This window comes from Brevundimonas sp. AVps7 (assembly GCF_058681545.1).
Window position 1 is genome coordinate 1462887 of sequence record NZ_CM178742.1, and the last position, 12185, is coordinate 1475071.

The 12185-nt window shown below is 63.9% G+C and carries 23 protein-coding genes; all 23 read left to right on the forward strand.

Annotation, left to right across the window (positions count from 1 at the left end):
* The first annotated feature begins 101 nt into the window (after positions 1 to 101).
* The 23 genes from ACW17Y_RS07120 to secY all read left to right on the forward strand — a co-directional run bounded on the left by ACW17Y_RS07120 (position 102) and on the right by secY (position 12175).
* A complete protein-coding gene (locus ACW17Y_RS07120) occupies positions 102 to 662 on the forward strand; it encodes a hypothetical protein (protein WP_492038065.1) in 561 nt (186 codons plus the stop codon).
* Between the two features lie 297 nt (positions 663 to 959).
* On the forward strand, positions 960 to 1265 hold the full coding sequence (gene rpsJ, locus ACW17Y_RS07125; protein WP_003164367.1) for a 30S ribosomal protein S10: 306 nt from the start codon (positions 960 to 962) through the stop codon (positions 1263 to 1265).
* Between the two features lie 22 nt (positions 1266 to 1287).
* Positions 1288 to 2040, forward strand: a complete 753-nt coding sequence (gene rplC, locus ACW17Y_RS07130; RefSeq protein WP_492038066.1) for a 50S ribosomal protein L3 — start codon at positions 1288 to 1290, stop codon at positions 2038 to 2040.
* A complete protein-coding gene (gene rplD, locus ACW17Y_RS07135; protein ID WP_298158546.1) occupies positions 2040 to 2708 on the forward strand; it encodes a 50S ribosomal protein L4 in 669 nt (222 codons plus the stop codon). Before rplC ends, rplD begins: the two co-directional genes overlap by 1 nt.
* On the forward strand, positions 2708 to 3010 hold the full coding sequence (locus ACW17Y_RS07140; protein WP_298158548.1) for a 50S ribosomal protein L23: 303 nt from the start codon (positions 2708 to 2710) through the stop codon (positions 3008 to 3010). The genes rplD and ACW17Y_RS07140 overlap by 1 nt, the downstream gene beginning before the upstream one ends.
* A 4-nt stretch (positions 3011 to 3014) precedes the next feature.
* Entirely contained in the window at positions 3015 to 3848 is an 834-nt protein-coding gene (rplB, locus tag ACW17Y_RS07145; RefSeq protein WP_428149003.1) for a 50S ribosomal protein L2, read from the forward strand.
* Positions 3849 to 3850: 2 nt separating this feature from the next.
* The gene (gene rpsS, locus ACW17Y_RS07150; RefSeq protein WP_013268924.1) at positions 3851 to 4129 is read left to right on the forward strand and encodes a 30S ribosomal protein S19; all 279 of its coding nucleotides are present in this window, start codon (positions 3851 to 3853) and stop codon (positions 4127 to 4129) included.
* A 1-nt stretch (position 4130) separates the two neighbouring features.
* Complete coding sequence (rplV, locus tag ACW17Y_RS07155; RefSeq protein WP_298158552.1) at positions 4131 to 4511, forward strand: 50S ribosomal protein L22; 381 nt, start codon at positions 4131 to 4133, stop codon at positions 4509 to 4511.
* 1 nt (position 4512) lies between these two features.
* The gene (gene rpsC / locus ACW17Y_RS07160) at positions 4513 to 5262 is read left to right on the forward strand and encodes a 30S ribosomal protein S3 (protein ID WP_428149004.1); all 750 of its coding nucleotides are present in this window, start codon (positions 4513 to 4515) and stop codon (positions 5260 to 5262) included.
* A gap of 5 nt (positions 5263 to 5267) precedes the next feature.
* Positions 5268 to 5708 carry a 50S ribosomal protein L16 gene (rplP, locus tag ACW17Y_RS07165; RefSeq protein WP_298158555.1) on the forward strand — a complete coding sequence of 147 codons (441 nt, stop codon included), beginning with the start codon at positions 5268 to 5270 and terminating at the stop codon, positions 5706 to 5708.
* On the forward strand, positions 5708 to 5905 hold the full coding sequence (gene rpmC, locus ACW17Y_RS07170; RefSeq protein WP_271085875.1) for a 50S ribosomal protein L29: 198 nt from the start codon (positions 5708 to 5710) through the stop codon (positions 5903 to 5905). The genes rplP and rpmC overlap by 1 nt, the downstream gene beginning before the upstream one ends.
* 10 nt (positions 5906 to 5915) lie before the next feature.
* Entirely contained in the window at positions 5916 to 6167 is a 252-nt protein-coding gene (gene rpsQ, locus ACW17Y_RS07175) for a 30S ribosomal protein S17 (protein WP_428149005.1), read from the forward strand.
* Between the two features lie 18 nt (positions 6168 to 6185).
* Positions 6186 to 6554 carry a 50S ribosomal protein L14 gene (gene rplN, locus ACW17Y_RS07180; protein WP_077354965.1) on the forward strand — a complete coding sequence of 123 codons (369 nt, stop codon included), beginning with the start codon at positions 6186 to 6188 and terminating at the stop codon, positions 6552 to 6554.
* Positions 6555 to 6556: 2 nt separating this feature from the next.
* Positions 6557 to 6865 (forward strand): 50S ribosomal protein L24, encoded by a 309-nt coding sequence (gene rplX / locus ACW17Y_RS07185; RefSeq protein ID WP_298158563.1) that lies wholly within the window; start codon positions 6557 to 6559, stop codon positions 6863 to 6865.
* Positions 6865 to 7425, forward strand: coding sequence for a 50S ribosomal protein L5 (gene rplE, locus ACW17Y_RS07190; protein ID WP_298158565.1), 561 nt, complete (start codon positions 6865 to 6867; stop codon positions 7423 to 7425). Before rplX ends, rplE begins: the two co-directional genes overlap by 1 nt.
* 19 nt (positions 7426 to 7444) lie before the next feature.
* Entirely contained in the window at positions 7445 to 7750 is a 306-nt protein-coding gene (rpsN, locus tag ACW17Y_RS07195; protein WP_131249458.1) for a 30S ribosomal protein S14, read from the forward strand.
* 14 nt (positions 7751 to 7764) lie between these two features.
* The gene (gene rpsH / locus ACW17Y_RS07200; protein WP_271085879.1) at positions 7765 to 8163 is read left to right on the forward strand and encodes a 30S ribosomal protein S8; all 399 of its coding nucleotides are present in this window, start codon (positions 7765 to 7767) and stop codon (positions 8161 to 8163) included.
* 1 nt (position 8164) lies between these two features.
* On the forward strand, positions 8165 to 8698 hold the full coding sequence (gene rplF / locus ACW17Y_RS07205) for a 50S ribosomal protein L6 (protein WP_492038067.1): 534 nt from the start codon (positions 8165 to 8167) through the stop codon (positions 8696 to 8698).
* 3 nt (positions 8699 to 8701) lie between these two features.
* A complete protein-coding gene (rplR, locus tag ACW17Y_RS07210; protein WP_428149007.1) occupies positions 8702 to 9064 on the forward strand; it encodes a 50S ribosomal protein L18 in 363 nt (120 codons plus the stop codon).
* An 11-nt stretch (positions 9065 to 9075) separates the two neighbouring features.
* Positions 9076 to 9693: a 30S ribosomal protein S5 gene (gene rpsE, locus ACW17Y_RS07215; RefSeq protein WP_492038068.1), complete on the forward strand. Its 618-nt coding sequence runs from the start codon at positions 9076 to 9078 to the stop codon at positions 9691 to 9693.
* 3 nt (positions 9694 to 9696) lie between these two features.
* The gene (rpmD, locus tag ACW17Y_RS07220; protein ID WP_492038069.1) at positions 9697 to 9885 is read left to right on the forward strand and encodes a 50S ribosomal protein L30; all 189 of its coding nucleotides are present in this window, start codon (positions 9697 to 9699) and stop codon (positions 9883 to 9885) included.
* Between the two features lie 199 nt (positions 9886 to 10084).
* On the forward strand, positions 10085 to 10678 hold the full coding sequence (rplO, locus tag ACW17Y_RS07225) for a 50S ribosomal protein L15 (RefSeq protein ID WP_492038070.1): 594 nt from the start codon (positions 10085 to 10087) through the stop codon (positions 10676 to 10678).
* Between the two features lie 117 nt (positions 10679 to 10795).
* A complete protein-coding gene (secY, locus tag ACW17Y_RS07230) occupies positions 10796 to 12175 on the forward strand; it encodes a preprotein translocase subunit SecY (RefSeq protein ID WP_492038071.1) in 1380 nt (459 codons plus the stop codon).
* Positions 12176 to 12185 lie beyond the last annotated feature (10 nt).

Genomic DNA, 12185 nt, shown 5'->3' on the forward strand with positions numbered 1-12185 from the left:
GGGCCGTCTTTACCTGTCCGGTCCGCGTCAGAAATCGAAATGGTCCAGATGGGCGGAGGATGTCAGAGTGGCCCCTGCACCGTTCGAGGGAGGGCGTATCGATGTTCAAGGGTATCGCAGCGGCCGCCGCCGTCCTGACCCTGTCCGGCTGCGCTATGGTCGCCCAGACCAGCGCCCCGCCCGCCGGTCTGTCCTGGTCCGTCATCAGCCAGATGAATGGCTTCTATGACGATCCCGATGACCCCACCAACCGCCCGCCGCTGCTCAGCAAGCCGCCCGCAGGCGTTATCCGGGCGGTCGACATCAATGCCGACGGGGTCAGCGACTGGATTGTCGAATGGCCCGAGAGCACCCAGTTCTGCGGCACCGGCGGATGCCGCGTCACCGTCTATCTGACCCATGGCCAGAACCTGGTCCGCATCTTCGACCGCCAGACACTCGAAGCGCTGGATATGACCGTGGTGGACGGAGAGCCCCGGTTCGAGGGCAGTTTCCATCACCTGTCCTGCAATGACGCCCGCAATCCCTGCCGCCTGGCCTGGGGGCTGGACGCGACCACCCGCCGACTGGTCCCCCGGCCGTCCGTCAACGGCGACACCTATTCCTCGCAGACGGACGAGGGGCCGATCGACGCTATCTGGCATCCGCTTTCCGACGGCTAGGCGGCTACAGGCAGAAAGGCGCTTTCAAAGCCTTCGCGCGCTTGACGAAATCGGAATCAATCGGCATAAGCGCCAACTCTTGTTGGACTGGCTGTGCGGGAAACCGCAGACGCAGTTCGCAGGAACGACCTAAGTACCTGTTCTTTGCAGCTTCTTGGGACTTCACGGCCTTCGCGGGGGACTGCGTGGGCCGATCGTTTTTGCGAAGTGCGTACCTGAAGGGTCTCGACCCTTGGGCTCCGGTCTTTGAAATGGTTCACAGGACGCAGGTTCGCCTGCTTGGGAAATACGACCGATATGGATCAAAGCATCCGCATCAGGCTCAAGGCCTTCGATCACCGCGTCCTCGACTTTTCGACGCGCGAAATCGTGAATACGGCCAAGCGCACGGGCGCCACTGTTCGTGGTCCGATCCCGCTGCCGACCCTGATCGAAAAGTTCACCGTGAACCGCTCGCCGCACGTCGACAAGAAGTCGCGCGAGCAGTTTGAAATCCGCACGCACAAGCGTGTCCTCGACATCGTCGACCCCACCCCGCAGACCGTGGACGCGCTCATGAAGCTCGACCTGTCCGCCGGCGTGGACGTCGAGATCAAGATTTAAAGAAACAAAGGCGGGATCCGATATGCGCACGGGCGTGATCGCCAAGAAGCTGGGCATGACCCGCGTGTTCGCCGAAGACGGCGCGCACGTTCCGGTCACTGTGCTTCAGCTCGACGACTGTCAGGTCGTCGGCCAACGCACTCAGGAGCGGGACGGCTACGTCGCCCTGCAGCTGGGCGCCGGGGCCAAGAAGGCAAAAAACACCAACAAGGCTCAACGCACGACCTTCGCCACGGCGGAAGTCGAGCCCAAGCACGTTGTCATGGAGTTCCGCGTGTCGGACGACGCCATGATCGACGTCGGAGCGACCCTCACAGCCGACCACTTCGTGGTGGGTCAGAAGGTCGACATCCAGGGCGAGACGATCGGCAAGGGCTTCCAGGGCGGTATGAAGCGCTGGAACTTCGGCGGTCTGCGGGCGACGCACGGCGTCTCCCTGTCGCACCGTTCGCTGGGCTCCACCGGTCAGCGTCAGGACCCTGGCAAGACGTTCAAGGGCAAGAAGATGGCGGGTCAGCTCGGTAACGAGACGATCACCACCCAGAACCTGACCGTCGTCCGTGTCGACGCCGAACGCGGCCTGATCCTGGTCAAGGGCGCTGTCCCCGGCCACGAAGGCTCGTGGGTCAAGGTCCGCGACGCGCACAAGAAGTCGCATGCCGACCTGCCGTTCCCCGGCTCGTTCAAGACCAAGGGCGGCGCTGCAGCCGCTCCGGCCGAAACGCCTGCTGAAGAGCCGGTCGCGGTCGAAACCGTCGAAGGCGGTGAAGCGTAATGAAACTCTCGGTCATCAAACTCGACGGCAAGGCCTCGGGCGACGTTGAACTGTCGGACGCCGTCTTCGGCATCACCGACATTCGCGGCGACCTTCTGGCCCGCTACGTCAACTGGCAGCTGGCCAAGCGCCGCGCCGGCACCCACAAGGTCCAGACCCGGAACGAGAACTCTCGCACCGGCAAGAAGATGTACAAGCAGAAGGGCACCGGCGGCGCTCGTCACGGTTCGCGCCGTGCACCGCAGTTCGTCGGCGGCTCGCGCGCCTTCGGCCCGATCGTTCGCGATCACGGCTTCGACCTTCCCAAGAAGGTTCGCGCGCTGGCCCTGCGTCACGCCCTGTCTTCCAAGGCGAAGTCCGGCGACCTGGTCGTCGTCGACGCCCTGACGGTCAAGGACGCCAAGACCTCCGCTCTGCGCGAGACGTTCGGCAAGCTGGGCTGGACCCGCACGCTGATCATCGCTGGTCCGGAAGTCGACGCGAACTTCGCGTTGGCCTCGCGGAACATCCCGCAGATCCACGTGCTGCCGAACGCCGGCCTGAACGTCTATGACATCCTGCGCGCCGACAAGCTGGTGCTCTCGAAGGCCGCCGTCGAAGCCATCGAAGCCCGCTACGCCGACATGAAGCCGTCGCGTCGCGAGCAAGCCGAGAAGGACGCCGCGTAATGGCTGCCCAACCCACCGCCAAACACTACGACACCATTCTGTCGCCGATCATCACCGAGAAGGCGACGATCCTGTCGGAGCAAAACAAGGTCGTGTTCCGCGTTGCCGGAACCTCGACCAAGGACGAGATCGCCGCTGCGGTCGAAAGCCTGTTCAAGGTCAACGTCCTGAAGGTCAACACCCTGGTCCAAAAGGGCAAGACCAAGCGCTTCCGCGGCATCATGGGCCGTCGGGTCGACATCAAAAAAGCGATCGTGACGCTGGCTGACGGCCAGTCGATCGACGTCACGACGGGGCTCTAATCAGATGGCCTTGAAAACATACAATCCGACTTCGCCGGGCCGTCGCGCCCTGGTGCTGATCGACCGTTCGGAGCTCTTCAAGGGCCGTCCGGAAAAGTCTCTGACCGAAGGCCTGACCAAGTCGGGCGGACGTGGTCAGGGCGGTCGCATCGCTGTCCGCTTCCGCGGCGGCGGCGCCAAGCGCCTGTATCGCAAGATCGACTTCAAGCGTCGCAAGTTCCAGACGGCGACCGTCGAGCGGCTGGAGTACGACCCCAACCGCACCGCCTTCATCGCCCTCATCACCTATGAGGACGGCGAAAAGGCCTACATCATCGCGCCGCAACGCCTGAAGGCGGGCGACACGATCGTGGCCGGCGAGAAGACGGACGTTAAGCCGGGCAACGCCATGCCGCTGCGCGCGATTCCTGTCGGCACCATCATCCACTGCGTGGAAATGAAGCCGGGCAAGGGCGCCCAGCTGGCCCGTTCGGCCGGCGCCTACGCCCAGCTGGTGGGTCGCGATCAGGGTTACGCCCAGATCCGCCTCGGCTCCGGTGAACTGCGCATGGTTCTGGACGGCTGCATGGCCACGGTGGGCGCCGTTTCGAACGCCGACCACATGAACCAGAACCTGGGCAAGGCCGGTCGCGTCCGTCACATGGGCTTCCGTCCGCACGTTCGCGGCGTCGCCATGAACCCGATCGACCACCCGCACGGTGGTGGTGAAGGCCGGACCTCTGGTGGTCGTACCCCGGTTACGCCATGGGGCAAGGACACCAAGGGCACCCGCACCCGCAAGAACAAGGCGACGGACAAGTTCATCATCCGTACCCGCCACGTTAAGAAGGCTCGCTAAAGATGGCTCGTTCCTCCTGGAAAGGCCCGTTCGTCGACGGGTATCTGCTCAAGAAGGCCGACGCCGTTTCGACGTCGGGCCGCAAGGACGTGATCAAGACCTGGTCGCGCCGCTCCACCATCCTGCCGCAGTTCGTGGGCCTCACTTTTGGCGTCCACAACGGTCACAAGCACGTTCCCGTGCACGTGAACGAGGACATGGTCGGCATGAAGCTGGGCGAGTTCTCGCCCACCCGTTCGTTCCCCGGCCACGCCGCGGACAAGAAAGCGAAGCGGAAGTAAGATGCCAAAGACCAACAATCCCCGCCGCGTCGGTCTGACCGAAGCCCGCGCCAAGCTGGTGAACGTCCGGATCAGCCCCCAGAAGCTGAACCTGGTCGCCGCCTCGATCCGTGGTCTGCCGGTGCAGAAGGCGCTGAACGAACTCGAGTTCAGCCGCAAGCGCATCTCGGACGACGTCCGCAAGGTTCTGTATTCGGCCGTTTCGAACGCCGAGAACAACCACAACCTCGACATCGACAACCTGGTCGTCGCCGAGGCCTTCGTGGGCAAGAACCTGGTGATGAAGCGTTTCGCGAGCCGCGCTCGTGGTCGCTCGTCGCGTATCCTGAAACCGTTCAGCGAGATCACCATCGTGGTCCGTGAAGCCGGCGAGGCCGCCTGATATGGGTCAGAAAATCAATCCGATCGGTTTCCGCCTCGGCGTGAACCGGACCTGGGACAGCCGCTGGTTCGCCGACGGCCCGACCTACGCCCGTCTGCTGCACCAGGATCTGGCGCTGCGCACCTGGCTCAAGGAACGCCTGAACGCCGCCGGCGTCTCGCGGATCATCATCGAGCGTCCGCACAAGAAGTGCCGCGTGACGATCTACGCCGCCCGTCCGGGTGTCGTGATCGGCAAGAAGGGCGCTGACATCGAGAAGCTCCGCAAGGACATCTCGGCCCGCACCGAAGGCGAAGTTCACCTGAACATCGTCGAGGTCCGCAAGCCCGAAACCGACGCCCAGCTGATCGCCGAGAACATCGCGCAGCAACTGGAACGCCGGATCGCCTTCCGTCGCGCCATGAAGCGTTCGATGCAGTCGGCCATGCGCCTCGGCGCCAAGGGCGTTCGCATCAACGTGTCGGGCCGCCTCGGCGGCGCGGAAATCGCGCGGATGGAATGGTATCGCGAAGGCCGTGTGCCGCTGCACACCCTGCGCGCTGACATCGACTACGGCTTCATCCAGGCCAAGACGACCTATGGCATCATCGGCGTCAAAGTCTGGGTCTTCAAAGGCGAAGTGCTCGAGCATGACCCGATGGCCCAGGACAAGCGCTGGGCTCTGGAAGCTGCCGGTCCGTCGTCCAACGAAGGTCGCGAACGTGGTGGCCCGCGCGGTGACCGTGGTCCCCGCCGTGGCCGTGAGGGCTAGGGAACATGCTGCAGCCTAAGAAAACCAAGTACCGGAAGGCCTTCAAGGGCCGGATCCACGGCGCCGCCAAGGGTGGCTTCTCGCTGAACTTCGGTTCGTATGGCCTGAAGACCCTGGAGCCGGAACGTATCACTGCGCGTCAGATCGAAGCGGCCCGCCGCGCGATCACCCGCCAGATGAAGCGTCAGGGCCGTGTCTGGATCCGCGTCTTCCCGGACGTTCCCGTCTCGGGCAAACCTGCCGAAGTCCGCATGGGCAAGGGCAAGGGCGCCGTGGATCACTGGGCGGCGCGTTGCCACCCGGGCCGGATCCTCTTTGAAATCGACGGCGTCGCCGACGACATCGCCCGCGAGGCGCTGCGTCTTGGCGCCGCCAAGCTGCCGGTCCGCACCAAGGTGGTCACCCGCCTGGACGCCGGTATCGCGCACGTGGAGCACGTCGCCTGATGACCAAGATCGCCGATCTGCGCTCGCAGACGCCGGACCAGCTGGGCGACCAGCTGCTCTCGCTGAAGAAAGAGCAATTCAACCTGCGCTTCCAGGCCGCCACCGGCCAGATGGAAAAGACTCACCGCGTTGGTGAAGTTCGCAAAGACATCGCCCGCATCTCGACGCTTCTGCGTGAGAAGCGGTCGGCCTCGTAAGGAAACCACTATGCCCAAGCGAATTCTCGAAGGCGTGGTCGTGTCCGACAAGGGCGACAAGACCGTCGTCGTCGTCGTCCAACGCACGCTGCTGCACCCGGTCATGAAAAAGATCGTGCGCCTCTCCAAGAAGTACCACGCCCACGACGAAGCGAACGCTTTCAAAGAAGGCGACATCGCCCGCATCGTCGAGTGCGCCCCGAAGTCCAAGCTGAAGCGTTGGGAGGTCCTCTCGAAGGACACCCCGGCCTCGGCGTCGTAATCAGAGGGATCTGACACTATGATCCAGATGCAAACTAACCTGGAGGTAGCCGATAATTCGGGTGCTCGCCGGGTCATGTGCATCAAGGTGCTCGGCGGCGCTAAGCGTCGCTACGCCTCGGTGGGCGACACGATCGTCGCCTCGGTCAAGGAAGCGATTCCTCGTGGCCGCGTCAAAAAGGGTGAAGTGGTTCGCGCCATCGTCGTGCGCACCGCCAAGGACATCCAGCGCAAGGACGGCTCGGTCATTCGTTTTGACAAGTCGGCCGCCGTCATCGTCAACAAGCAAAACGAGCCGGTCGGCACGCGGATCTTTGGCCCGGTTCCTCGCGAACTGCGCGCCAAGAACCACATGAAGATCATCTCGCTGGCCCCGGAGGTCCTGTAACCATGGCCGCCAAGATCAAAAAGGGCGACCGCGTCGTCGTCCTCGCCGGCAAGGACAAGGGCCGCACCGGTGAAGTCACCAAGGTGCTGCCGACCGAAAACCGCGTCCTGGTCCAGGGCGTGAACATGGTCCAGCGCCATACGCGTCCGACCCAGGGCGACCCCCAGGGCGGCATCAAGAACAAGGAAGCGTCGCTTCACCTGTCGAACGTCGCGATCGCTGACGCCAACGGCAAGGCGAGCCGCGTCGGCTTCCGCATGGAAGGCGACAAGAAGGTTCGCTTCGCCAAGACGACGGGAGACGTCATCTAATGGCCGATACCAAATACACCCCCCGGCTCAAGACCGAGTTCAACGACCGCATCAAGGGCGTGATGACCGAGAAGTTCGGTTACACCAACCCGATGCAGATGCCGCGTCTGGACAAGATTGTCCTGAACATGGGCATCGGTGAAGCTGTCGCCGACTCCAAGAAGGCCAACGCGGCCCTCAAGGATCTTACCGCCATCGCCGGTCAGAAGGCTGTGGCCACCAAGGCTCGCAACTCCATCGCCGGCTTCAAGCTGCGCGAAGGCATGGTCATCGGCGGCAAGGTCACCCTCCGCGGCGACCAGATGTACGAGTTCCTGGACCGTCTGATCACGATCGCCCTGCCGCGCGTGAAGGACTTCCGTGGCCTCAAGCCGACGTCGTTCGACGGTCGCGGCAACTACGCCATGGGCCTCAAGGAACACATCGTGTTCCCGGAGATCAACTACGACCAGATCGATCAGATGTGGGGCATGGACATCATCGTCTGCACCACGGCCAGGACCGATGACGAGGCGCGCGCGCTTCTGACCGAGTTCAAGTTCCCGTTCGTGAAGAACTGAGCGGGAAGGGAAAAGCAAAATGGCAAAGAAAAGCGCCGTAAACCGCAACGAGATGGTGAAAGCCCTTGTTGCGAAGTATGCCGCAAAGCGGGCCGCCCTGAAGGCGACCGCCAACGACGAGAGCCTGCCTCTGGAAGAGCGTTTCGACGCCCGCCTGAAGCTGGCCGAGCTGCCGCGTAACTCGGCCGCCGTCCGGATCCGCAACCGCTGCGAAGTGACGGGCCGTCCGCGGGCCTTCTATCGCAAGCTCAAGATGAGCCGGATCGCGCTGCGCGAACTCGGCAACCTGGGACAGATCCCGGGCCTGACGAAGTCCAGCTGGTAAGGGGAGCGACAGACATGATGATCAACGATCCCCTGAGCGACATGATCGCTCGCATGAAGAACGCGGCCATGCGCAAGCGTTCGAAAGTGCTCACCCCGGCTTCCCGTCTGCGCCAGCGCGTCCTCGACGTGCTGCAGGACGAAGGCTACATCCGCGGCTATTCGCTGGTTCAGAACCCCGGCGAGTTCCCGCAGTTCGAGATCGAGCTCAAGTACTTCGACGGCCAGCCGGTCATCGCTGAAATCGCTCGCGTGTCCAAGCCGGGCCGCCGCGTCTATTCGGCGATCACCGACCTGAAGCCGGTCAAGAACGGCCTGGGCATCTCGATCCTTTCGACTTCGAAGGGCGTCATGTCTGACGCTGCTGCTCGCGACGCCAACGTCGGCGGCGAAGTCCTCTGCAGGGTCTACTAAGATGTCCCGTATCGGAAAACGTCCCATCACCGTGCCGAAAGGCGTGACCGTCACCATCGACGGCCAGACCGTGACCGTGAAAGGCCCCAAGGCCGAGCGTTCGTGGTCGGTCGCTGAAGAAGTCGAAGTCACCCAGGAAAACGGCGAACTGAACCTGGCGATCCGCGCCGACACCCAACGCGCCCGCGCGATGTGGGGTCTGTCGCGCACGCTGCTCGACAACATGGTTGTCGGCGTCACCGAAGGCTTCGAGCGCACGCTCGAGCTGGTCGGCGTCGGTTACCGCGCCGCCATGAAGGGCAACGACCTGTCGCTGCAACTCGGCTTCTCGCATGAAGTGGACGTCAAGGCTCCGGCCGGCGTGACCTTCGCGGTGCCGAAGCAGACCGAGATCAAGATCTCGGGACCGGACAAGCAAGTCGTCGGCGAACTGGCCGCCAACATCCGCAAGCTGCGTCCGCCGGAGCCCTACAAGGGCAAGGGCGTCCGTTATGCAGGCGAGAAGGTGCGCCGCAAGGAAGGCAAGAAGAAGTAAGTCATGGCAACGACTCTCAAGCAAAAAGCCGTCCGCCGCACCGAGCGCAACCGTCGTCGCCTCAAGGCGATGGGCAATGGTCGCCTGCGCCTGTCCGTGCACCGTTCGGACAAGAACATCTCGGCCCAGATCATCGACGATCTCAAGGGGATCACGGTGGCTTCGGCTTCGTCGCTGGAAGGCGACAAGGCCGGCACCTCCAAAGGCTCCAACGTCGAGGCCGCGGCTGCGATCGGCAAGCTGGTCGCCCAGCGCGCCATCGAGAAGGGCGTCACCGATGTGGTCTTCGACCGCGGCGGCTACATCTATCACGGACGGGTGAAGGCGCTGGCGGATGCCGCGCGTGAAGCCGGCCTGAACTTCTAAGGACCGCACAGATGGCGCAAGCACCTCAACGTGGCGGCGGCGGCAACGACCGCAATCGTCGCGACAACCGCAACGGCCCCGTCGCCGATGGTCCGGATTCGGACATCGTCGAAAAGCTGGTCCACATCAACCGCGTCGCGGCCACCGTCAAAGGCGGCCGTCGCTTCTCCTTCGCAGCCCTGATGGTCGTCGGTGACGGCAAGGGTCGCGTCGGCTTCGGTCACGGCAAGGCGCGCGAAGTGCCAGAAGCCATCCGCAAGGCGACCGAAGAAGCCAAGAAGACGATGATCCGCGTTCCCCTGCGCGAGAACCGCACCCTGCACCACGACGGCAACGGCCGTTGGGGCGCCGGCAAGATCATGATGCGCGCCGCCCCTCCGGGAACCGGCGTCATCGCGGGCGGTCCGATGCGTGCGGTCCTGGAAACCCTCGGCGTCGCCGACGTGGTCGCCAAGTCCACCGGTTCGTCGAACCCCTACAACATGATCCGTGCGACGTTCGAGGCGCTGAAAGTCCAGTCCTCGCCGCGCCAGGTCGCTTCGAAGCGCGGCAAGAAGGTCTCCGACCTGATGGGCCGCCGCAACGACGGCGCTTCGGCTCCGGTCGAAGCCGAAGCCGTGGAGTCCTAAGTCATGGCCGCGAAGAAAACCGTCACCGTCAAGCAGACCGGTTCGCCGATCCGCCGCAAGAACGACCAGCGCGCCACCCTGGTGGGCCTGGGTCTGAACCGCATGGGCCGCGAGTCCACGCTGGAAGACACCCCCTCGGTTCGCGGGATGATCGCCAAGGTCGCCCACCTGACCGAGATCGTCGAAAAGTAAGCCTTTTCCTTCCCTTCGGGGGAGGGCAGGGCGATCGGTGAGGGCGGCTCGCGAGAGTCGCCTTTACTGCTTTCCGGGGAGCCGCTATAGCGCGCGACCTTGAAGTTCCGGGTTCGGCTCGTTTTGCCGTTCCCACTTGAGTCCAACCAGCCGAGTCCGCTGTCTTCAGCGGGCGCTAGCACCCGAAAGGATCAGGCACATGAAACTGAACGAAATTCGCGACAACGAAGGCGCCCACAAGAAGCGTATGCGCGTCGGCCGCGGCCCGGGTTCGGGCAAGGGCAAGACCGCCGGTCGCGGCGTCAAGGGCCAGAAGTCGCGTTCGGGCGTCGCCATCGGCGGCTTCGAAGGCGGCCAGATGCCGCTCTACATGCGTATGCCCAAGCGCGGCTTCAACAACCCCAACGCCCTGAAGCTGGCCGAAGTGAACCTGTGGCGCCTGCAGGACGCCATCGATGGCGGCAAGCTGGACATCAAGGGCGAGATCAAGGGCGACGCCCTGGTCGCCGCCGGCGTGATCCGTCGCGTCAAGGACGGCGTCCGCCTGCTGGGCACCGGTGAGATCAAGGGCAAGCTGAACCTGATCGTGTGGTCGGCCTCGGCCGGCGCCGTGAAGGCGATCGAAGCCGCAGGCGGTTCGGTCGTTCAGGAGCGTATCGCTGCTGAAGCCAAGGCTGCGGCTCGCGTCGAGAAGCGCAACCTGGCCAAGGGCAAGGTTCCGGCTCCGAAGGCTCCGCGTGGCGACGCCAACAAGATCTCGGCTCGCACGACCCGCACGGCCGCCAAGGCTTAATCCAATAAAGCGTGGGGGGCGGTCTCGCTAAGGGGCCGCCCTTCGCCTATCTGGACGAAGGCGTCGGATTCGGAAGCGGATCGGACGCCGCGTACTGACAAGTCGGGGTAACGACATATGGCTTCGGCCGCCGAACAACTCGCCGCCAATATGAACATGGGCTCGTTCGCGAAAGCGACCGAGCTTCACAAGCGTCTGCTGTTCACGCTTGGCGCGCTTCTCGTCTATCGCATCGGCACCTATGTGCCGATCCCGGGCATCAACTCCGCCGCCTTCCTGCAGTTCTTCCAGGATCCGGACGGACAGCGCGGCGTCCTGGACATGTTCAACATGTTCTCCGGCGGCGCCGTGGAACGGATGGCTGTCTTCGCGCTGAACGTGACGCCCTACATCTCGGCCTCGATCATCGTCCAGCTGATGGGCAGCGTGTATCCGCCGTGGGAAAAGCTGAAGAAGGAAGGCGGCGAAAGCGGCCGCAAGCAGCTGAACCAGTACACCCGTTACCTGACGGTGTTCCTGGCTCTGGCGCAGTCGTTCGGCATCGCGGCGGGTCTCAACGCCCAGCCCGGCCTGATCGACGAGCCCGGCGTCTTCTTCATCGCCACCACGGTCGTCTCCCTGACGGGCGGCACCATGTTCCTCATGTGGCTGGGTGAGCAGGTGACGGCGCGCGGTGTCGGCAACGGTATTTCACTGATCATCTTCGCCGGTATCGTCGCGGTCCTGCCGGGCACCGTCGCCCGTATGCTGGGTCTGGCCCAGCAGGGTCAGATGTCGGCCTTCGCGCTTCTGTTCCTCGCGGTCCTGGCCGTGGCGACCGTCGTCTTCATCGTCTTCATGGAGCGGGCCCAGCGTCGTCTGCTGATCCAGTATCCGAAGCGCCAGGAAGGCAACCGGATGGCCGGGGGCGAGCGTTCGTTCCTGCCGCTGAAGGTGAACACCGCCGGGGTCATCCCGCCGATCTTCGCCTCGTCGCTGCTGCTTCTGCCGACCACGGTCGCGCAGATGACGGCGACGGCCGACCTGCCGCAATGGATGAGCTGGCTGCCGCTCGTGACCGCCCAGCTGACCCATGGTCAGCCGCTGTTCATGCTGCTGTACGCAGGCCTGATCATCTTCTTCTGCTTCTTCTACACCTCGATCACCTTCAACCCTGAAGACACGGCCGAGAACCTGAGGAAGTACGGCGGCTTCCTGCCGGGCATCCGTCCGGGCAAGCGCACTGCGGAATATCTGGACTATGTCCTGACCCGCCTGACTGTGATCGGCGCCGCCTACATCACTGCCGTCTGTCTCCTGCCGGAGTTGATGGTCTCGCAGATGGGCAACAGCCTGTACTTCGGCGGGACTTCGATCCTGATCGTCGTGTCGGTGACCATGGACACCGTGGCGCAGATCCAGTCTCAACTGCTGGCTCACCAGTACGAAGGCCTGATCAAGAAGGCCAAGCTGCGCGGTCGTGGCGGTCGCGGCGCGCCCGCACCCGTCCGTCGCTAAATGAAGAAGT

Excerpts from the sequence above, each read along its gene's own strand:
- ACW17Y_RS07120 (WP_492038065.1), top strand. The coding sequence starts at position 102 with ATGTTCAAGGGTATCGCAGCGGCCGCCGCCGTCCTGACCCTGTCCGGC.
- rpsJ (WP_003164367.1), top strand. The coding sequence starts at position 960 with ATGGATCAAAGCATCCGCATCAGGCTCAAGGCCTTCGATCACCGCGTC.
- rplC (WP_492038066.1), top strand. The coding sequence starts at position 1,288 with ATGCGCACGGGCGTGATCGCCAAGAAGCTGGGCATGACCCGCGTGTTC.
- rplD (WP_298158546.1), top strand. The coding sequence starts at position 2,040 with ATGAAACTCTCGGTCATCAAACTCGACGGCAAGGCCTCGGGCGACGTT.
- ACW17Y_RS07140 (WP_298158548.1), top strand. The coding sequence starts at position 2,708 with ATGGCTGCCCAACCCACCGCCAAACACTACGACACCATTCTGTCGCCG.
- rplB (WP_428149003.1), top strand. The coding sequence starts at position 3,015 with ATGGCCTTGAAAACATACAATCCGACTTCGCCGGGCCGTCGCGCCCTG.
- rpsS (WP_013268924.1), top strand. The coding sequence starts at position 3,851 with ATGGCTCGTTCCTCCTGGAAAGGCCCGTTCGTCGACGGGTATCTGCTC.
- rplV (WP_298158552.1), top strand. The coding sequence starts at position 4,131 with ATGCCAAAGACCAACAATCCCCGCCGCGTCGGTCTGACCGAAGCCCGC.
- rpsC (WP_428149004.1), top strand. The coding sequence starts at position 4,513 with ATGGGTCAGAAAATCAATCCGATCGGTTTCCGCCTCGGCGTGAACCGG.
- rplP (WP_298158555.1), top strand. The coding sequence starts at position 5,268 with ATGCTGCAGCCTAAGAAAACCAAGTACCGGAAGGCCTTCAAGGGCCGG.
- rpmC (WP_271085875.1), top strand. The coding sequence starts at position 5,708 with ATGACCAAGATCGCCGATCTGCGCTCGCAGACGCCGGACCAGCTGGGC.
- rpsQ (WP_428149005.1), top strand. The coding sequence starts at position 5,916 with ATGCCCAAGCGAATTCTCGAAGGCGTGGTCGTGTCCGACAAGGGCGAC.
- rplN (WP_077354965.1), top strand. The coding sequence starts at position 6,186 with ATGATCCAGATGCAAACTAACCTGGAGGTAGCCGATAATTCGGGTGCT.
- rplX (WP_298158563.1), top strand. The coding sequence starts at position 6,557 with ATGGCCGCCAAGATCAAAAAGGGCGACCGCGTCGTCGTCCTCGCCGGC.
- rplE (WP_298158565.1), top strand. The coding sequence starts at position 6,865 with ATGGCCGATACCAAATACACCCCCCGGCTCAAGACCGAGTTCAACGAC.
- rpsN (WP_131249458.1), top strand. The coding sequence starts at position 7,445 with ATGGCAAAGAAAAGCGCCGTAAACCGCAACGAGATGGTGAAAGCCCTT.
- rpsH (WP_271085879.1), top strand. The coding sequence starts at position 7,765 with ATGATGATCAACGATCCCCTGAGCGACATGATCGCTCGCATGAAGAAC.
- rplF (WP_492038067.1), top strand. The coding sequence starts at position 8,165 with ATGTCCCGTATCGGAAAACGTCCCATCACCGTGCCGAAAGGCGTGACC.
- rplR (WP_428149007.1), top strand. The coding sequence starts at position 8,702 with ATGGCAACGACTCTCAAGCAAAAAGCCGTCCGCCGCACCGAGCGCAAC.
- rpsE (WP_492038068.1), top strand. The coding sequence starts at position 9,076 with ATGGCGCAAGCACCTCAACGTGGCGGCGGCGGCAACGACCGCAATCGT.
- rpmD (WP_492038069.1), top strand. The coding sequence starts at position 9,697 with ATGGCCGCGAAGAAAACCGTCACCGTCAAGCAGACCGGTTCGCCGATC.
- rplO (WP_492038070.1), top strand. The coding sequence starts at position 10,085 with ATGAAACTGAACGAAATTCGCGACAACGAAGGCGCCCACAAGAAGCGT.
- secY (WP_492038071.1), top strand. The coding sequence starts at position 10,796 with ATGGCTTCGGCCGCCGAACAACTCGCCGCCAATATGAACATGGGCTCG.